16 protein-coding genes and 1 tRNA gene are annotated in these 21,530 nt (G+C 31.3%); 15 read left to right on the forward strand and 2 right to left on the reverse strand.

All coding sequences use genetic code 11. The annotated features are described in order from the left end of the window. The first annotated feature begins 9 nt into the window (after nucleotides 1–9). The 13 genes from gltX to MC061_RS01565 all read left to right on the forward strand — a co-directional run bounded on the left by gltX (nucleotide 10) and on the right by MC061_RS01565 (nucleotide 17,477). Entirely contained in the window at nucleotides 10–1,335 is a 1,326-nt protein-coding gene (gene gltX / locus MC061_RS01505) for a glutamate--tRNA ligase (RefSeq protein WP_259535448.1), read from the forward strand. A gap of 278 nt (nucleotides 1,336–1,613) precedes the next feature. Continuing rightward, on the forward strand, nucleotides 1,614–1,988 hold the full coding sequence (rpsL, locus tag MC061_RS01510) for a 30S ribosomal protein S12 (RefSeq protein ID WP_259535450.1): 375 nt from the start codon (nucleotides 1,614–1,616) through the stop codon (nucleotides 1,986–1,988). Nucleotides 1,989–1,994: 6 nt separating this feature from the next. Then, a complete protein-coding gene (gene rpsG / locus MC061_RS01515) occupies nucleotides 1,995–2,477 on the forward strand; it encodes a 30S ribosomal protein S7 (RefSeq protein ID WP_259535452.1) in 483 nt (160 codons plus the stop codon). Nucleotides 2,478–2,500: 23 nt separating this feature from the next. Beyond that, entirely contained in the window at nucleotides 2,501–4,573 is a 2,073-nt protein-coding gene (gene fusA, locus MC061_RS01520) for an elongation factor G (protein ID WP_259535454.1), read from the forward strand. 18 nt (nucleotides 4,574–4,591) lie between these two features. Then, nucleotides 4,592–5,764, forward strand: coding sequence for an elongation factor Tu (gene tuf / locus MC061_RS01525; protein WP_259535456.1), 1,173 nt, complete (start codon nucleotides 4,592–4,594; stop codon nucleotides 5,762–5,764). Nucleotides 5,765–5,785: 21 nt separating this feature from the next. After that, nucleotides 5,786–5,858: transfer RNA gene (locus MC061_RS01530), tRNA-Trp, on the forward strand. A 65-nt stretch (nucleotides 5,859–5,923) separates the two neighbouring features. Continuing rightward, nucleotides 5,924–6,079: a preprotein translocase subunit SecE gene (secE, locus tag MC061_RS01535; protein WP_259536256.1), complete on the forward strand. Its 156-nt coding sequence runs from the start codon at nucleotides 5,924–5,926 to the stop codon at nucleotides 6,077–6,079. Beyond that, complete coding sequence (gene nusG, locus MC061_RS01540) at nucleotides 6,069–6,881, forward strand: transcription termination/antitermination protein NusG (protein ID WP_259535458.1); 813 nt, start codon at nucleotides 6,069–6,071, stop codon at nucleotides 6,879–6,881. Before secE ends, nusG begins: the two co-directional genes overlap by 11 nt. Before the next feature lie 4 nt (nucleotides 6,882–6,885). Continuing rightward, entirely contained in the window at nucleotides 6,886–7,326 is a 441-nt protein-coding gene (locus MC061_RS01545; protein WP_259535461.1) for an uL11 family ribosomal protein, read from the forward strand. Between the two features lie 4 nt (nucleotides 7,327–7,330). After that, the gene (gene rplA / locus MC061_RS01550; protein WP_259535463.1) at nucleotides 7,331–7,981 is read left to right on the forward strand and encodes a 50S ribosomal protein L1; all 651 of its coding nucleotides are present in this window, start codon (nucleotides 7,331–7,333) and stop codon (nucleotides 7,979–7,981) included. Nucleotides 7,982–7,997: 16 nt separating this feature from the next. Next, nucleotides 7,998–8,528, forward strand: a complete 531-nt coding sequence (gene rplJ, locus MC061_RS01555) for a 50S ribosomal protein L10 (RefSeq protein WP_259535465.1) — start codon at nucleotides 7,998–8,000, stop codon at nucleotides 8,526–8,528. 30 nt (nucleotides 8,529–8,558) lie between these two features. After that, nucleotides 8,559–8,960 (forward strand): 50S ribosomal protein L7/L12, encoded by a 402-nt coding sequence (gene rplL / locus MC061_RS01560; protein WP_259535466.1) that lies wholly within the window; start codon nucleotides 8,559–8,561, stop codon nucleotides 8,958–8,960. 69 nt (nucleotides 8,961–9,029) lie between these two features. Next, entirely contained in the window at nucleotides 9,030–17,477 is an 8,448-nt protein-coding gene (locus MC061_RS01565) for a DNA-directed RNA polymerase subunit beta/beta' (RefSeq protein ID WP_259535468.1), read from the forward strand. Between the two features lie 57 nt (nucleotides 17,478–17,534). Here the strand turns inward: MC061_RS01565 and rsmH are convergent, their stop codons facing one another. Both rsmH and map read right to left on the reverse strand, forming a co-directional pair. Next, nucleotides 17,535–18,431: a 16S rRNA (cytosine(1402)-N(4))-methyltransferase RsmH gene (rsmH, locus tag MC061_RS01570; protein WP_259535470.1), complete on the reverse strand. Its 897-nt coding sequence runs from the start codon at nucleotides 18,429–18,431 to the stop codon at nucleotides 17,535–17,537. A 95-nt stretch (nucleotides 18,432–18,526) separates the two neighbouring features. Then, nucleotides 18,527–19,306 (reverse strand): type I methionyl aminopeptidase, encoded by a 780-nt coding sequence (gene map / locus MC061_RS01575; RefSeq protein ID WP_259535472.1) that lies wholly within the window; start codon nucleotides 19,304–19,306, stop codon nucleotides 18,527–18,529. Nucleotides 19,307–20,146: 840 nt separating this feature from the next. On the opposite strand from map, the gene def reads away from it, so the two are divergent. Both def and MC061_RS01585 read left to right on the forward strand, forming a co-directional pair. Then, nucleotides 20,147–20,689: a peptide deformylase gene (gene def / locus MC061_RS01580; protein ID WP_259535475.1), complete on the forward strand. Its 543-nt coding sequence runs from the start codon at nucleotides 20,147–20,149 to the stop codon at nucleotides 20,687–20,689. A 160-nt stretch (nucleotides 20,690–20,849) separates the two neighbouring features. Then, nucleotides 20,850–21,527, forward strand: a complete 678-nt coding sequence (locus MC061_RS01585; RefSeq protein ID WP_259535477.1) for a uracil-DNA glycosylase — start codon at nucleotides 20,850–20,852, stop codon at nucleotides 21,525–21,527. The last annotated feature ends 3 nt before the right edge of the window (nucleotides 21,528–21,530 follow it).

Below are 21,530 nucleotides of genomic sequence, written 5' to 3' on the forward strand. Positions count from 1 at the left end.
TTAAAAATAATGTTTACAAGATTTGCTCCCAGTCCTACAGGTCGCCTGCATGTTGGCAACATACGTACTGCTTTAGTATGTTGGATGTATGCACGAAGTCAAAAAGGAAAATTTTTACTGAGAATTGATGATACTGATCCTCAGCGCTCACATGTACAATATATAGATCATATAATACAAGACTTAAAGTGGATTGGTATCAATTGGGATGAGAGCTTTAAACAATCAGAACGCTTTCAGAGATATAACGAGATATTTTTACATCTAATACAAAGGGGATATATTTATGCATGCTATGACACAAGAGAAGAATTAGAGAAAAAAAGAAAATTGCAATTACAAAATAACAAGCCACCTATATATGATAGACAAGGACTACTGCTCATCGAACAAGAAAAAATTGATTATGAATCTTCAGGAAGAAGGCCACATTTTAGATTTAAGTTAGATCATAATGAAATGATCACTTGGAATGATCAAATTAAAGGTAAGATCAATATTGCAGTAAAAAACATCAGTGATCCTATCATCAAAAGAGAAAATGGAATGTATACATATACTTTACCTTCTATAATAGATGATCTTGATTTCAAGATAACACATATAGTACGAGGAGAGGATCATATAACAAATACTGCGATTCAAATACAAATCATTAAGATATTAAATACTAAGATTCCTATATTTGCTCATCTGCCATTAATGCATTTTAATACAAATAAAATGTCTAAAAGATATGGTAGTATAGATTTGCAATCTATCATAGATAAAGAAATTGAACCTATGGCATTAATGAGTTATTTAATGCAGCTTGGTACATCTCACACAATATACCCTCATTTTAATATTCAATCTTTAATAGAATTATTTAATATACACAAATTTAGTGTTGCTCCTGTGCAATTTCACTTATCTGAAATATATAAAATAAATAGTAAAATACTTAAAAACACACCATTTGCAGAAATAAAAGAACGTTTAAGTTATATTGGAATTCATTCTCAACAATTTTGGGATCTTGTAAAAGATAATATCACAAAAGTGTCAGAAGCCAAGATATGGTGGAATATTTGTACATCAAAGATTACTCCTATTATACTTGATAGCAAGATTATAAATGTTGCTCTTGAGACTCTACCTCAAGATGAGTTTTCTCATAAGATTCTCTTAGAATGGGTAGATAGTATTCAGCAAATTACTCACGTAACAAGAAAAAAAATCTTTATGCATTTGCGTGTAGCCTTAACAGGTTTAAAGATAGGTCCAGAACTTGCACAGTTATTAACTTTTATAGGCAAAAAGAAAATCATCACAAGATTAAAATATCATCAATAAATACAATATCAACATTCGAAATATTTATATGTATTAAAATCACAGAAATATTTGATTGTTCACATATATTGAAATATCATACTTATTTAATAATTTTAAGATATGCATCTTATAATATAATATCAAAAAAATTTTCTTTAAGAATCTATTATTGACATCCTTGATTATATATCAAAGATATTATTGACATATCAATGTAGATTTTATATTGACTATTACAATAAATTATACTATAAAGTACTCACTTAGCTATATTTAATGAGTGTGTCTATAAAAATATGCCAACTATAAATCAGCTAGTACGTCAGGGAAGAAAGAGTGTAACTTATAACAATAAGGTACCAGCTTTAGGAAAAGGATGTCCTCAAAAAAGAGGTGTGTGCACTAAAGTGTATACCACTACCCCTAGAAAACCTAATTCAGCATTACGTAAAGTGGCAAGAGTAAGAATTACTGGATATGGCGAGGTGACGGCATATATTCCGGGAGAAGGGCATAATTTACAAGAACACTCTGTAGTCTTGATACGCGGGGGAAGAGTAAAAGATTTACCAGGTGTTCGTTATCATATAATAAGAGGTGCACTTGATCTACGTGGTGTGCAGAATAGAAAGAAAGCTCGTTCAAAATATGGTGTCAAACAATCTAATTAAAAATATATGAGTCGTAAAAATAAAGCAAAAAAAAGAGAAATTAATCCTGATGCCCGTTATGGTAGTATTTTACTCATGCGTTTTATTAATACGATTATGAAATGTGGTGAAAAATCTATTGCAGAAAGAATTACTTATCATGCATTAGCATTAGCTGAGAAAAAAATAGGTTCAGGAAGTGCAATATCTATTTTTGAAACAGCTGTTACAAATGTAACACCTGCTGTAGAAGTGCGTTCCAGGCGTATTGGAGGCACAACTTATCAAGTACCTGTTGAAGTACGCAGAGATAGAGCGATCTCTTTAGCTTTAAGATGGATTGCAAAATCAGCTACTACTATTCGTAAAAAGAATGGACAAAGTTCAGCTTATTGCTTGTACTCTGAAATTATAGATGCATATAATAAACGTGGAGGTGCATTCAAGATACGTGAAGATAAATATAAAATGGCTGAAGCTAACAAAGCTTTTTCTCACTTTCGTTTTTAATAATAAGCCAGTTGAATGATGTTATGGAACTAAAAATATCTCAATACAGAAATATAGGCATTATGGCCCATATAGATGCTGGTAAAACCACTACAACAGAACGCATCTTATTCTATACTGGTAAGCAGAATAGAATAGGCGAAGTACATGATGGCACTACTTCAATGGATTGGATGGAACAAGAAAAAGAGCGTGGAATTACCATCACATCTGCTGCAACTACATGTTTTTGGAATGATCATAGAATTAATATCATTGATACTCCAGGTCACGTAGATTTTACTATTGAAGTAGAAAGATCTTTAAGAATATTAGATGGTGCAATTGCAATCTTTGATGGAGTTGCGGGAGTGGAGCCTCAATCTGAAACGGTATGGCAGCAAGCTGATAAATATCAAGTACCTCGTATATGCTTTATCAATAAAATGGATAGAATAGGTGCAGATTTTCACAGATGTGTCAGAATGATCAAGACAAAATTAGGCGCTACACCTTTAATCCTACAGCTTCCAATAGGAAATGAGAAAGAATTCAAGGGTGTGATTGATCTTTTATCTATGCAAGCTATTCTTTGGAAAGAAGAAACTTTAGGTGCCCAATTCTTTTTTGAAAATATTCCTGCTCATCTTATTGATATAGCACAAGAATATCGGAATCTTTTATTAGATTCTGCAGCTGAATTGGATGATGAGGCAATAAAGACATATTTTCAATACAATGATCTCTCAATAGAGTTATTAAAGTCATGCATAAGACAAGGAGTGATTAAAGGAAAATTTGTTCCTGTATTGTGTGGTTCATCCTTTAAAAACAAAGGAGTACAACCTCTCTTAGATGCCGTAGTAGATTTTTTACCTTCTCCAATTGATACAAAAAGCATTATTGGTATTCATCCTAAGGAATTAAATAAAAAAATTGAAATTCAACCTTCTGAAAAAGAAAATTTTGTTGCTTTAGCTTTTAAAGTCATGACAGATAAGTTTGTCGGTAATTTAACATTTATTCGCATTTATTCTGGTTATTTAAAATCTAAGTCCATTATTTTAAATGCCACACGAAATATCACTGAAAATATTGGCAGAATGTTATTAATGCATGCCAATAATAGAGAAGATATAAGTACAGCAAAAGCTGGTGATATCATAGCATTAGTAGGACTGAAAAACACAATGACTGGTGATACTTTATGTATCTCTGATTTTCCTATATTATTAGAGAGAATAGACTGTCCCGAACCTGTCATTGAACTGGCTGTAGAACCTAAGAATAATTCAGATCAAGAAAAATTAGGTATTGCTTTACATAGATTAGTAGCAGAAGATCCATCTCTCAGATTATCAGTAAATGAAGAAAGTGGTCAGACTATATTAAAGGGAATGGGTGAATTACATCTTGAAATTATTACTGATAGAATAAAACGTGAATTTAATGTGGATGTATATACTGGTGCACCACAAGTAGCATATCGTGAGACTATTACTAAAGCCATAGAGATTGATTATACTCATAAAAAACAATCAGGTGGTGCGGGACAATTTGCTAAGATAAAAATAAAATTTGAGCCTCTTGAATCTGGAACAGGATTTCAATTTGAGAGTAAAATTGTAGGAGGAGCCATTCCAAAAGAATATATTCCTGGTGTACAAAATGGTTTAGAAATGATAAAAGAAGGTGGGATTGTTTCTGGTTTTCCACTAATTGATTTTAAAGCTACGTTAATTGATGGAGCATTTCATGAAGTGGATTCTAGTCCTTTAGCTTTTGAACTTGCTGCTAAAGGAGCTTTTAAAGAAATGGCATTTAAAGCTATTCCAAAGATCTTAGAACCAATCATGAAGCTTGAAATTATTACCCCTGAAGAATATATGGGTGATATCATAGGAGATATAAATAGTAGAAGAGGTCAGATTTCAAGCATAGAATCACGTAATAATAGTACTATTATACTTGCTTCAGCACCTCTTGCTAATATGTTTGGATATATCAATATATTACGATCTATATCTCAAGGTAGAGCTCAATATAGCATGCATTTTTCTTGTTATGAACAAGTTCCACAACATATTTTTGATGAATTAAAATTAAAGTATAATTAGAAATTATCACAGGAGATTATGACAAAAGTAGTAGAAGCATTTGGTAGACCACATATAAATGTAGGTACAATAGGACATGTCGATCATGGAAAAACAACATTAACGGCAGCGATTACAAAGCACTATGGAAAGTTTGTAGCATATGATCAAATAGATAAAGCTCCTGAAGAAAGAAAAAGAGGGATCACAATCGCAACTGCACATGTAGAATATCAAACAGATAATAGACATTACGCTCATGTTGATTGTCCTGGACATGCTGATTACGTAAAGAATATGATAGTAGGTGCTGCACAAATGGATGCTGCAATATTAGTAGTATCAGGAGTGGATGGTCCTATGCCTCAAACGAGAGAGCATATTCTACTTGCAAAACAGGTCGGAGTAGGATATGTCGTAGTATATATCAATAAAGCTGATATCGCTGATCCTGATATGATTGATTTAGTAGAGATGGAGATTAGGGAATTATTAAGTAAATATGGATTTCCTGGAGATGATGTCCCAGTAATTGTAGGCTCAGCGTTACAAGCACTAGAAGACGTAGAGAATAAATATGGCAAAGAATCAATAGATCACTTAATGACAAAATTAGATGCATATGTTCCTGTTCCACCACGCGCAGTAGAATTACCATTTTTATTACCAATTGAAGATGTGTTTTCGATTTCTGGACGTGGTACAGTAGTAACTGGTAGAATAGAAAGAGGTGAAATAAAACCTGGTGAAGAAATAGAGATTATAGGGCTCAAAAGTACACAAAAAACAATATGTACTGGTGTGGAAATGTTCAAGAAATTATTAGATAAAGGTAGCGCTGGTCTGAATGTAGGGATATTATTAAGAGGAATCAAGCGAGAAGAGGTAGAAAGAGGACAAGTATTAGCAAAACCCGGTACAATAACTCCACATAAGAAATTTAAGGCAGAAGTTTATATATTAAAAAAAGAAGAAGGGGGAAGACATACACCATTTTTTGCAAACTATCAACCTCAATTTTATTTGAGAACCACTGATGTCACTGGTAGCATAAAATTACTATCAGGTAAAGAGATGGTGATGCCAGGGGATAATTTAGGTATAGAAGTAGAATTACAGGTACCTATAGCAATGGATCAAGGATTACGCTTTGCAATAAGAGAAGGAGGAAGAACCATTGGTTCTGGTATTGTTTCTGAGATATTGGAGTAAGAGGTGAGTTATAAAAAGCATGGGAGTGTAGCTCAATTGGTAGAGTACTGGTCTCCAAAACCAGAGATTGTAGGTTCAAGTCCTATCGCTCCTGCATTATTGGTATCATACTAAATGTTAAAAAGTTTTTACGTTTTTCTATATGAAATACGACAAGAAATGAAAAAGATAGTTTGGATCAAAAAACAAGAAGTTTTCTCTTCTTTATTGATGGTAATAATGATTATATTATGTTTCTCAACTTTCTTTTATTTTATAGATTTTTTATCTCTGTATATCATTAAGGCTTTATTTGGAATTGTTTATGGAAAATGAATATAAATGGTATGTCATTAAAGTAAATTATGGATGTGAACATAAAATTCAAGAATTGATAGATAGTACGATATATTTTAAGGAAGTCTTTATTCCTTTTTCCTATCATATTACACATGCTATACAAGAACAATGTAATGCATACATACATATGAATTTATGTGATGAGAGTACAAAAATTTTAAGTCAGTATCATGTGGGTGATTTCACAGTGATATCAGAGAGTGAAATTCATCTTATACGTCAGGACTATAATAAAAATAAATGGTATATTTTAAGAGTAGCTGCTAATTATGAAGAGAAGGTACGAAGACATATTTTAGAGAATACAACAAGATTAAGAATTAATCAGTATTTTAAGGAAGTATTTATTCCATATGATGAAATAAATGATTCTCAAACTAAATATAAAAAAAACCCTACACGCAAAAAGTGTTTTCCTGGTTATGTGTTTTTATATATCAATTTATGTGATGAAGTATTAAATTTTATCAACAGCATACCAAAATCTCTTAAAGTATATGGATTTTTAAAAAATGGTCATGTGCCAAAAATCATTTCAGAAGATGAGATCTATTTAGTATGTCGTGCACTACGTAGCGCTCAAGAAGCAAAAAAATTAAGTTTTGGTTACGAAAAAGGCGAAAAGATCAAGATTAAAGAAGGTCTTTTTCAAAATTTTACTGGTAAAGTAGAGATGATAAATGAGGAAAAGAAAACTATGAATGTAGAAGTCTCAATTCTAGGCAAGCCTACATTAATAGAACTTGATTTATCTGAAGTAGACAAGATAGAGGATTAATACAATGAGTGTTATAATTGCAAAGATTAATTTATTAATAGAAGCGGGTAAAGCAATTCCAGGTCCTAAGATTGCATCAGTACTTGGTCCAAGAGGTATTCCTATCCCTAAATTCTGCGCAACCTTTAATAAGGTTACAATGTCTAATCATACTAGTTATAAAGTAGGTGATTTAGTGACAGTACATATTTTTATAAAAGATGATCGATCATATGATTTTACTATCAGCGGTCCACCTGTCTCTTATTTACTCAAGCGAGATGCTAATCTTAGTAAAAGTTCTAGCACTCCTGGTAAGGAATTAGTAGCTAAATTGCAAATGTCCACTATAATTAAGATAGCAAAATATAAAATGACTGATATGAAAGTTAATAATGAAAAATCAGCAGTAAAAATGGTAATAGGTACTGCTAAATCTATGGGTATAGAAGTTGTGGAAGACTAAATTTATGAACAAACATGGTAATCTGATTAAAGATCTAGAACAAATTTTAGAATCATCATCAGCAAAGTTTATAGAATCTATTGATGTTGCAGTGAATTTACGTGTAGATACTCGTAAAACTGAAGAGCAAATACGTGGGACAGTAATTTTACCTAAAGGTATTGGTACAGCAATTAAAATTGCTGTATTTATTGACAAAGAGCATATAATAGAAGCTCAGACATCTGGTGCTGATATTGTTGGATCAGAAGATTTAGTAGAAGAAATAAAAAGGGGGAAAAAATTGGATGTTGATTGGTGCGTGACTACTCCTGATTTTATCAGACATATTACTCCTATTGCAAAAATATTAGGTGCTAAAGGTATTATGCCTAATCCTCAATTCAATACTGTAACTTCTGATGTGATCTCTACAATTAATACTATTAAATCAGGTCAAATAAAATTTAGAACTGATAAAAATGGTATTATCCATGGCAAAATAGGTAATGCTAGTTTTGATACTAAAGATTTACTAGAGAATTTACTGGCTTTGATTAAAGCAATTAAAGAAAAAAAACCTAATACCATAAAAGGTATATTCTTTAGAAGTATTTTTTTAAATACAACTATGGGGAAATCTTTAAAACTCAGTAAAATAGAAGATCTCATTTGATGGAGGAGTAATAGATATGAAGCGTAAAAATAAAGAAACATTAATACAAGCTATAGTCGATGTACTAATAGCTAATGATTTTATTCTATTAATCAATTTTCATGGTATTAATGCTCATAATACATTACGCTTGCGAAATAGTATTAAAGATCTTGCAACTGGAGGCATGCTAGTAGTAAAAAATACTTTAGCACGATTAGCTTTAGAGAGAACTAGTAGATTTCCTTATTTATTAGATAGATTTTCTGGTCCAGTGGCTATCATTCATTCTAATAACTTAGTAGAAGTCACAAAATTAATAGTAAATTTTATTAACACTGATGTAAATCAAAAAAATCTTTCTATCATCTGCGGAGCTTATTTAAATCGCTTGCTTACAGCAGAAGACGTTGAGAAACTAGCTAAGTTACCTACTCTAAACGATTTACGTATCAAAATCATGTGTTTGCTATCCTATAGTATTGCTACTAGATTGGTAGCATGTCTTAGCTTGCCGTATATGCGTCTTATGAGGGTGTTAGATAATTATATACATTCTAAAAAGTAAATTTGTTATTAAAAATTTAAGGTAATAAATATGAGTAATATAAATAATGATATAGTAAATAAAATATTGTCTTTAAATCTATTAGAAGCTGCTGAACTTGTAAAAATATTAGAAGATAAAATAGGTTTACCTATTGGTTCTTTTATAAGCGGAGCAACAAATACAGGAGATTCACCTAATAGCAAGATTGTCACTCCTGATAAGTCAGAAAAATCTGAATATAAGGTTATAATAAAAGAAATCGATATGAGTAAAAAAATTTCAATCATTAAAGCCGTGAGAGAAGTAAATGCTACACTAGGATTAAGAGAGGCTAAAGAACTAGTAGAATCATTGCCACAAGATTTAACTTCTAATATTCCTAAAGATGAGGCAGAAAAGATCAAGCAAAAACTTATTGATGCAGGCGCAACAAAGGTAGATCTTGAATGAGGATTTTAATATCTATGACTTTATTCGTGATATGAATTTTAGTGTTTTTTTATATAGTATGGAGTATTAATGAGTAATTGTTCTAATATTTTCTCTTCTGGCGCTTCTATTCCCAGAATTTCTTACGCTAGTTCTATGGATTTAAAAGATTCTTTATTAGACTTAGTACAAGTACAAAAAGAATCATACGAATCTTTTACTCCTGAAAATAATGGTAATATAAGACTAGAATCTATCTTTCATACAATCTTTCCAGTCAATGATCCCTTACATAGAGCAACTATTGAATTTATCAATTGCAAAATTGATATGCCTAAATATGATGAGACTGAATGTGTGCAACGTGGTATCACTTATTCTGCTCAAGTCATTGCTTCGATTCGTCTTATCATTATGCAAGATGGCATTTCCCTAGATGAATATCACGCTATGCAAAAAGATCAGATTGTAAATTCAAATATTATAAAATCTATAGAAGAACAAGAAGTGCACTTTTGTGCATTGCCTATGATGACGGATAAAGGTACTTTTATTATTAATGGAGTAGAAAAAGTCATTGTTTCACAAATGCATAGATCTCCAGGTGTATTTTTTGATAGCGATAAGGGAAAAACATATCATTCTGGTAAAACCATATATTCTGCTAGAATTATTCCTTATAGAGGTTCATGGCTTGATATTGAATTTGATGTGAAAGATCATTTATATTTTCGTATCGATAGAAAAAGAAAATTACCAATTTCAGTTCTGTTAAAAGCACTAGGCTTATCAAATACTGAAATTCTTAGTAAATTTTATGAAAAAATTACATATTCAAGACATAAAAATGGTTGGATAGTGCCCTTTATATATGATAAATTTAAGGGCCTGAGACTATCATATGATTTAATAGATATTACAGGTAATATTCTCGTAAAATCTAATATTTCAATTACTGCTAGATTAGCGAAAAAACTACATGATAATGGAGTCAAAGAATACGTTATACCTCATGATGCAATATGTGGATTGTTCGTTGCAGAAGAAATAGTAGATTCTAATGCTATAAAAGTTCTATCTACTGGTGATATGATTACACTAGAAGACATTAAAAAACTAGAGATATTAGCAATAGATAATATCTCAGTATTAAATATAGATAATGTATCAGTTGGACCTTATATTTTAAATACTCTGATCTTAGATGAAAATATGTCTTATCAGGAAGCATTGTATGAAATACATAGAGTACTGCGTCCTGGAGAAGTGCCTGTTTTAGAAATAGTGGAAGGATTCTTTCATAATCTTTTTTTTAACAAAGAATATTATGATCTATCTAATATTGGAAGATTAAAGCTTAATTCATATCTTGAACTAATATACGATGAAAGTGTCACTGTATTAACGCATGAAGATATTATTGCAGTAATAAGAAAAATAGTTTTATTACGTGATGGTCAAGGTACTGTAGATGATATTGACCATTTAGGTAACAGAAGAGTAAGATCAGTTGGTGAATTTATAGAAAATCAGTTTAGAATTGGATTATTAAAATTAGAGCGCGCAATAGTTGATTGCATGTCAACTTCTAGTTTAGAAAAAGTGATGCCTTCCGATTTTATTAATCCTAAAGTATTGACTAATGTTTTAAGAGATTTCTTTAATTCTTCTCAATTATCTCAATTTATGGATCAAACAAATCCATTATCTGAAATCACGCATAAAAGGAGATTATCAGCACTCGGTCCTGGAGGATTAACTAGAGAAAGAGCAGGATTTGAAGTTCGAGATGTACATCCAACTCATTATGGTAGAATTTGTCCTATTGAAACTCCTGAAGGGCAAAATATAGGTTTAATTAATAGTTTAGCTATATATGCACGAATTAATAAGTATGGTTTTATTGAAAGCCCTTATAGGAAAGTAGTCAATAGGATCGTCACTAATGATATCGAATATCTTTCTGCTATAGATGAGGGACTATATTACATTACTGATACAAGTGCAAAGCTCGATGATGATAATCGTTTTCTTGATGATATGTTATATTGTCGACATGCAAGTAACTTTGTAATGGTTAGCAGTGATCAAGTGAGTTATATTGATGTCTCACCTAAACAAGTAATTTCAGTTGCTGCATCCTTAATTCCATTTTTAGAAAATGATGATGCTAATAGAGCATTAATGGGTTCAAATATGCAGCGTCAGGCTGTACCTTTATTAAAACCTACTAGTCCTTTAGTTGGTACTGGAATGGAAGCTTTTGTTGCATCTGGATCCGGAGCTGTGGTATTAGCAACACGAGATGGCATAGTTGATAGCGTAGATAGTAATTCTATAGTAATACGTGCATTTGATAAGGAGAGAGTTAATTATTTAGATGTTGATATTTATCATTTAAGAAAGTTTAATCGTTCTAATCATAATACTTGTATTAATCAAAGACCATTAGTACATGTGGGAGATTATGTAAAAGAAGGACATGTAATAGCTGATGGTCCTGCAATTAATAATGGTGAATTAGCGCTTGGTAAGAATTTACTAGTCGCTTTTATGTCTTGGCAAGGTTATAATTTTGAAGACTCTATCATTATCTCTAGTGATGTTGTAAAAAAAGATTTATTCACCTCTATTCATATAGAAGAGCTTGAATGTGCAGTACATGATACCCCTTTAGGATCGGAGAAAATCACTCGTGCTATTCCTGGTGTTCATGAGGAAAATCTCTCTCATCTAGATGAGAGTGGTATAGTACAAATTGGCACAAGAATTAGTCCTGGATGTATTTTAGTAGGCAAAGTAACACCAAAACCGTCTGTATTACTACCACCTGAAACAAAATTATTAATGACAATTTTTGGTGAAAAGTCATTTGATTGTTCTGATTCTTCTTTATATGCATCTCCCGATGTTGATGGAACAGTAATTGATGTACAAGTCTTTACACGTAGAGGAGTTGAAGAAAATGATAGAGCATTGATTATTAAGAATAAGGGAATAGATAATTTTACTAAAGAGAGAGATTATATCATTCATGTTAATAGTGCATATTTTTATGATGAACTAAAAAAACTAATTCTGAGTGTACAATCTCACAATCAAATATCATTAGATGATATTGAGCATGAGCAATGGTGGGATATTGGATTAAAAATACAATCTATCGTGTTAAAAGTACAAAATTTACAAGAAGAATTCAATCAAAAAATCTCAAATGCAAGAATACAATTACAAAAGAAAATAGAAAAACTGAATGAAGGTTATGATTTACCACAAGGTGTATCAATGTCAGTAAAGGTTTTTGTAGCCGTAAAGCATAGTCTGCAACCAGGAGATAAAATGGCTGGTAGACATGGCAATAAAGGAGTGATTTCTCGTGTAGTAGCAGTTGAAGATATGCCTTATCTAGAAGATGGTACTCCTATTGATATTATTCTCAATCCTCTCGGCGTACCTTCGCGTATGAATGTAGGACAAATATTAGAAACACATGTAGGATGGGCATGTAAGAAGTTAGGAGAAAAAGTAGGCAATTTACTTGATATACTGCATCAGAAAAAAAATATAATTTGTGATATTGCAAGAACTGAATCTCTCAATTCTTGCAATATCCTTTCTACAATTCTATATGAGAATAACATACAGAACGCTAATGATGATGAAATCATCTCTTTTTTCAATACATATAATAATATTGATATCAGATTAGAACAATCAATCAGGAGTCTATTAAATGATTATCAAGACAGTTATCGTCAGTTACAAGAATTTATAATTAAGATTTATCGTTGTGGTAGAAGTATTGTATCTGATACTAATCTCTGTAATATGAGTCATGCTGATATCATTCAATTTGCAGAGAAATTAAGACATGGAATTCCTGTTGCTGCGCCAGTATTTGAAGGACCAAAAGATGAACAGATCACTCAATTATTTGAAATAGCTGGTTTAGATCACACTGGGCAAGATATATTATATGATGGACGAACAGGAGAAAAATTTGACCGTAAGATCACAATTGGATACATGTATATGCTAAAATTACATCATCTAGTTGATGATAAAATTCATGCACGTTCAGTAGGACCTTATAGTTTAGTCACTCAACAACCTCTTGGAGGAAAATCTCACTTTGGAGGTCAAAGATTTGGCGAAATGGAGTGTTGGGCATTACAAGCTTATGGTGCTGCTTATACTTTACAAGAAATGTTAACTGTAAAATCTGATGATATTAATGGTAGAGTAAAAATTTATGAATCGATCATAAAAGGTGATAGTAACTTTGAATGTGGTATTCCTGAATCATTTAACGTAATGATCAAAGAATTACGTTCGTTATGTTTAAATATAGTATTAAAACAAAATAACATAGTAATTGCAGATATTTCTCATACTAATATTACACAGCCTTTTGATAAAATCAGTATTTCCGTTGCTAGTCCTGAGAATATTAAATCTATTTCTTATGGTGAGATAAAAGATGTATCAACAGCTAATTATAGGACATTTAAAGTAGAGAAAGGAGGTTTATTTTGCCCTAAAATTTTTGGTCCTGTAAATGATGATGAATGTTTATGTGGTAAGTACAAAAAAAGACGATATAGAGGTCATATATGTGAAAAATGTGGAGTAGAAGTGACATCTTCTAAGGTTCGAAGAGAAAGGATGGGACATATTGAACTTGCTTCTCCTGTAGCCCACATATGGTTCTTAAAATCTCTGCCTTCAAGAATTGGAGCATTATTAGATATTTCTCTGAGAGATATTGAAAATATTTTATATAGTGATAATTATATCGTCATTGATCCTCTTATTTCTACCTTTGAAAAAGGTGAAATTATTAGTGAAAAATCTTATCATGATACTCAGCAAAAATATGGTCGAGATAGCTTTGTAGCTATGCAAGGTGTTGAAGCCATCAGAGAATTACTTATGCGTCTCGATTTATATGATATAAGAAAGACTTTGAGGCTTGAATTAGAGTCTATAGTATCTGAAATGAAAAGAAAAAAAGTGATTAAGAGATTACGTATCATTGAAAATTTTATCAAATCAGGTAACAGGCCTGAGTGGATGATTCTCACTACCATTCCTATCTTACCACCTGATTTACGTCCATTAGTGTCACTTGAGAGTGGTCGTCCTGCTGTGTCTGATTTAAATCATCATTATAGAACTATCATTAATAGAAATAATAGATTAAGAAAACTATTGAGCTTGCATCCTCCTGAAATTATGATTCGTAATGAAAAAAGAATGTTACAAGAAGCAGTAGATTCTCTATTTGATAATAGTCGTCGTTCTACCCTAATAAATAAAGCTGGTGCTGTAGGATATAAAAAATCTATTAGTGATATGCTTAAGGGTAAGCAAGGTCGTTTTCGTCAAAACCTATTAGGCAAGAGAGTAGATTATTCTGGACGATCCGTTATAGTTGTTGGTCCAAGTCTAAAATTACATCAGTGTGGTTTGCCAAAAAGAATGGCCTTAGAATTATTTAAACCTTTTGTATATTCTAAACTTAAAATATATGGCATGGCACCAACTATTAAGTTTGCAAGTAAACTGATCAGATCAGAAAAACCAGAAGTGTGGGATATGTTAGAAGAGGTAATAAAAGAACACCCTGTGCTATTAAATAGAGCACCTACTTTACATAGATTAGGCATTCAAGCATTTGAACCTATTCTTATAGAAGGTAAAGCAATACAATTGCATCCTCTAGTATGTACAGCATTTAATGCTGATTTTGATGGTGATCAAATGGCTGTACATATACCTATTTCTTTAGAAGCACAACTTGAAGCTCGAGTATTAATGATGTCGACGAATAATGTGTTAAGTCCTTCTAATGGAAGACCTATTATAGTACCTAGTAAGGATATAGTACTTGGAATATATTATTTAACTTTACAAACACCTAATGATGAACAACAAGATATTCCACATTTTGGAGAGTTTTATGAAGTTGAATATGAATTAAATAGTCGGACACTACATATCCATTCTACTATAAAATATAGAATGCAATATGTTAATTCTCAATACGAGACTTGTTATTCAACTATTTTGACAACACCGGGACGGTTAATATTATGGCAGATTATACCTCAACATCACAATTTAAATTTTGAGTTAATTAATCAAATATTAACAGTAAAGGAAATTACTAATATAGTTGACTTAGTATATAGAAATTGCGGTCAAAGTGCGACAGTATCATTTTCTGATAAATTAATGGCTCTTGGATTTCAATACGCAACATTTTCAGGCACATCTTTTGGTCGTTGTGATATGGTTATTCCTAATACTAAAGCTACGCATGTTGAACATACAAGAAGTGAGATTAAAACACTTTCTATGCAATATCAAGATGGACTGATTACTAGAAGTGAAAGATATAATAAAGTCATAGATGCATGGTCTAAATGTACAGATTTAATCGCAAGTGATATGTTAAAAGCGATATCTATATATAATGGCAAGTATAACTCAGTATATATGATGGTAACATCTGGTGCACGAGGTTCTACATCACAAATGAAGCAGCTTGCAGGTATGAGAGGACTAATGACTAAACCTTCTGGAGAGATTATAGAAACTCCTATCACATCTAATTTTCGTGAAGGTTTAAACGTATTTGAATATTTTAATTCTACTCATGGAGCGCGTAAAGGACTAGCTGATACTGCTCTCAAAACTGCAAATTCTGGTTACTTAACTCGTCGTTTAGTTGATGTCTCTCAAAATTGTATAATCATTAAACATGATTGTAAAACCTGTGATGGACTAATAGTAAGAGCTGCAGTTGAAAGGGGAACAATTGTAATGTCCCTTGAAAGCAATATATTAGGTAGAACATCTGCAAATGAGATATATCATCCTATCACAAAGACATTATTGGTATCATCAGGTGAATTAATTGATGAAGAAAAGGTAAAACAAATTACTATTGCTGGACTTGATGCAATAAAAATTCGATCACCATTAACATGTAAAATGAGCCCAGGATTATGTGCGTTATGTTATGGTAGAGATCTTGCGACTGGTAAAGTTGTATCAATAGGTGAGGCAGTGGGTGTGATTGCTGCACAATCTGTAGGAGAACCAGGTACGCAGCTTACAATGCGTACGTTCCATATAGGCGGAGTAATGACAAGAGGAATTGAATCATCAAATATTATTGCTTCTATTATTGCTACAATTAAATTGAATAATAATAATATTATTACAGATAAAAATGGTCATAATATCGTAATCAGTCGTTCGTGTGAGATTATATTAGTAGATAGTCTTGGTAGTGAAAAATTAAGATATAGTATACCTTATGGTGCAAAATTGTACGTTAATGCAGATGATTTAGTAAAAATCGGAAATAAAATTGCCGAATGGGACCCATATACATTACCCATTATTACTGATAAGACTGGTATAGTGTTATATCAAGATTTAAAAGATGGTATCTCTATTACTGAAGTGATGGATGAATCTACTGGCATATCAAGTAAAGTAGTACAAGATGGCAAGTTACACTCTGGTAGCGCACATTTACGTCCTAGAATCATGCTCCTTGATAATAATAATCAAGTCATCACGCATGCTAATGGTGTTGACGCATGTTATTTTATACCACTTGGTGCAGTACTAAATGTTCAAAATGGAGAAAAGGTATATGCAGGAGATGTAATCGCAAGAACACCAAGAGAATCAGTAAAAACTCGTGATATTACTGGTGGTTTGCCTAGAGTAATCGAATTATTTGAAGCACGTCGTCCAAAAGAACATGCTATCGTAAGTGAAATAGATGGTTATGTAGTGTTTGCTGAAAAAGATCGTAGAGGAAAGCGTAGTATTTTAATTAAATCTATAGATGAACAGATTACTCCAATTGAATATTTAGTGTCACGAGGCAAGCATGTAATAGTCAATGAAGGAGATTTTGTACATAAAGGTGATTTACTGATGGATGGTGATCTTGATCTTCATGATATTTTACGTGTTCTTGGATTGGAAGCATTAGCTCACTATATGATAGCAGAGATACAACAAGTATATAGATTACAGGGAGTGCGTATCGATAATAAACATTTAGAAGTTATTCTAAAACAGATGTTACAGAAGGTAGAAATTACTCATCCTGGTGATACTATGTATTTAATCGGAGAAACAATTGATAGATTAGAAGTACAGAGAGAGAATGATGCTATGATCCATTCTGGTAGAGTGCCTGCTAATTATCTACCTATTTTACAGGGTATTACGAGAGCAAGCCTTGAAACCAATTCATTTATTTCTGCTGCTTCTTTCCAAGAAACAACAAAAGTACTGACAGAGGCAGCATTCTGCGGTAAAGAAGATCCTTTAGTTGGTTTAAAAGAAAATGTGATAGTAGGTAGATTAATTCCCGCAGGTACAGGATTAATGATGAATAAAATTAGAGAACTTGGTCTTTCTAATAGATCAGATGATAAGACAAAAAAATATTTTGATATTGAAAATTACGATGATAAATCAATTAGAGAGTATAATGACACCTAGAATGTCTGTTTTCTTTTAAAAAAGAGTTATTTAAGATCACTTAAACTTCTTTTTAGTTCATAACAATCTTTGTATCACTCTTAATTTTGCTGAACGCGCTCTTGGATTTTTGGTCACTTCTTCTATACTCGCTCTGATGATTTTTTTATTTACAATATGGAATTGCTTATCTTGATTCATTGCTATTTTCGTATTCTCTAAATCTTTAAATAAAGTTTTGACTATACGATCTTCTAAAGAATGAAATGTAATCACAATTAATATACCATTCTTGTTTAATATACTAGAAGCTACTGTAATACCTTTTTTTAGTTCTTTGAGCTCATCATTTACCCATATTCTAATTGCTTGAAAAGTCTTAGTTGCAGAATCTATTCTATGTTTACCTCTTGATATGACAGAGTGTATTATATTTGCAAGCTCATGTGTAGTCTTAATCATCTTTTTTTGTCTTACATTAACTATTGCTCGAGCAATTTTACGAGCATGTTTTTCTCCTCCATAGGAGAATATGATATCTGCCATTTCCTTTTCATTTAATTCATGAATAAATGTTGATGCAGTCATGTGAGAAGTATTATCCATATTCATATTCAGAGGCCCATTATGCAAGAATGAGAATCCTCTATTGCCATCAGAAAGCTGCATAGAGGACGTACCAACATCAAAAACTATTCCATCGACCCTTTCAATACTATAAGTCTCTAATATTTTTTTCATATTACTAAATTTATCAATAGAGAGTTGTATTTTATTTGAATATTTTGATCTCATTTCAATATAAAAATTTTTCACTATTGCATCTCTATCAATAGCATATATTTGACAGTTTGCTAATTGCAATATTGCTTGACTATAGCCACCTGCTCCAAATGTAGCATCTACATATAAGCCACCATCTTTGGGTGCAAGGTATAAGAGCATTTCTTGTAATAAAACAGGTATATGTTTCATTTATCGCATAAGGAGAGAATTTAATATAACATATCTCACTTGTAGTGTATAGCTAAACATTCGTGAGCAGAAGAGATAAATATAGAAAGTAATTTTTAATTATAAGGAGGATAATGTAAATTTTTAGGTGATAATGTAAATATCTCAATACCATCTTGTGTTACTCCAATTGTATGCTCAAATTGAGCAGATAGTGAAAGATCTTTTGTATACACTGTCCAATTATCCCGGCTAATGATAGTATGATGTTTTCCAGCATTAATCATTGGCTCTATTGTAAAAAACATTCCTTCTCTAATAATTATATTATTACTTGGATCATAAAAATGCATAACATTTGGAGATGTATGAAAAACCTGTCCTATGCCATGTCCGCAATATTGACGCACAATAGAATATCCAAATCGTTTAATGTATTGTTCTATTACGCGACCTATTTCATTTAACTTATTACCCGGTTTAATACATTCACATGCAGTAAGTAATGCGTTATATGTTGCATGACATAGGAGTTTTGCTTGTGACGATGGTTGACCTATCCAAAACATACGACTTGTATCACCATACCATCCATCCAAAATCACTGTGATATCAATATTCAAAATATCTCCTACTTTAAGAGGAGTATCGTCAGGAATGCCATGACACACTACCGAGTTTTTTGAAGTACAAATTGACTTTGGAAATCCATTATAATGCAATGGTGCAGGAATGCCGCCTGACTGCACTATAAAAGAATGACATAAATCATTTAAGTCATTAGTAGTCACATCCACATCTATATAAGGTATGAGAAAATCAAGTGTTTCAGCAGCAAGTCTACCAGCCCTACGCATCCATACAAATTCTTTCTGTGAATGTATAGTAATCTGCATTTCTTATTTCCTTTTTTTAAATTTCATTAAAAGCTACATTTAGATTTCCTAACAATATCATTAAGTTATGCCCTTGATCAAATTTCTTTCACTGATAATATATTAAGAATAATTTTTTATAAAAGAAGTAATATCATAATTAATTAATACATTATACAACAAAAAAATACTAGATATGTTATCTTAACAGCAATATCAATAATAATAAAATTTTAGTTCACTTGAATTCTTTATCATCTCATCTAGACTATCACTCTATATCATGCTATCTTGTATTTTATTTACTCTCATATTTCTGCATACCTGCAATGTTAATATTAAAGATGCGTAAATGAGATTTGTCATCTTGAAACTTTCTAATACATCAATTATAAATTGCTTTTGTATATTGAGACAATATATAGAAGATTAAAAAACATTTTAGAGGGCACAAGACTTCCATATATTCTTTGTATATTACGCATTTACTATTACTGGCTTAGTAACGAATGTCAAGAAGTGATAATATATAAAATATGCAAAGAGAAAAAAATCTTTAAAATTGTTTTTACCATAAATATGTTACTCAAGATTTTTTGATTAGGAATATCACATGCAAATATGATATTTTCATGGAATCTTAATAAGAAAAATTAAATTCTACTTCAAGACACTTTTTAAGTGTTTTACGGAAACATACATTTAATATAAGATATATAAAATATTTTTTTTTCCTTTACAGGGCTACAATAAAATGTACAAAACTCAATTTTTGTAAAGTTTTTTTTTAGCACTTATGTTCTTATATAGTAATATCACATTATTTTAATATACTTGTATATTTGAGCTATATAATTACTTATGTCTAAATTACCAGTTATAGTTGCTCCTGATGATAAACTCATGCTTCATTCATTAGAAGTGACAGAAATTAATCATGAGATTATAGACTTAGTCAATGATATGATTGAGACAGTATTTGATGTAGATGGCTTTGGTCTTGCGGCAGTGCAAGTTGGTATACTTAAAAGAGTATTTGTCACTCGAATACCATTAGAATATTTAGATGAATATTCTCAATATCAATCAACAGGTACTTTTACAATGATTAATCCTGAAATTATAGAATTATCTAATGAAAAGATTATTTTAAAAGAAGGCTGTCTATCTCTACCATATCAATATTATGATATTAAGAGACCAAAGTATTTAACCATACGATATATAGATTTAGAGAGTAAAGCATGCATATTACAAGCTAGTGGCTGGCTTGCTAGATGCATTCAACATGAAATTGATCACTTAAATGGTATTTCATATATTAGACATTTATCTAAATTAAAGTATGATATAGCAATGAAAAAAGCTCAAAGAGTGAAAGATCAGATTAATATATCAATATGAATAAACATATACTAGAAATACTCAAGTTTTACTCAGAGCTAGGAATTGATTATTTTTTAGAAGACAACTATGAAAAAAAAAAGTAGCAGATAAAGATCAGAGAGACAATTTGTGCACATCTAATGTAGATAGTACAAACAAAATTGTACAAGAGCAATATATGAATACTACTTGTAGTCATACTGAACGAATTCAGAATCATCAAGCTATGTTTCCTAGTGATTGGATATATCAAGCAAGAAGACTAGCAAATGTATGCAATAGTCTTGATGATCTCAAAAGATCAATATCTTCTTTTGAAGGATGTCACATAAAAACTACTGCAACTAATACTGTATTTTCTGATGGTAATCCACATGCAAAAATTATGCTCATAGGCGAAGCACCAGGAATAAATGAAGATATACAAGGTATACCATTTTGTGGTGCAAGCGGTGTCTTATTAGATAAAATGTTACATGCAATCAATCTTGATCGTAGTCAAGTATACATAAGTAATACCATTTTTTGGCGTCCTCCTGGTAATAGAAAACCAACAAATCTAGAGCTTGATATTTGTAAACCATTTGTAGAAAAACATATTGCAATAGTTGCACCAAATATCCTCATTTTAGTAGGAGGTATTGCTTGTTATAATTTGCTCAATATTACAAAAACCATATCAGTATTACGTGGTAGATTCTATCAATATAATAATCAATATCTATCTCATGCAATTACTACATCTGTTATCTTTCATCCTGCATACTTATTGCGTCAACCAACACAAAAGAGGGTCACATGGGAAGATCTAAAAAAAATCAAGGAATATATAGATACATGGAAAAACATGAATTAATTT

The organism is Wolbachia endosymbiont of Howardula sp. (genome assembly GCF_025021925.1).
Classification (GTDB): Bacteria; Pseudomonadota; Alphaproteobacteria; order Rickettsiales; family Anaplasmataceae; genus Wolbachia.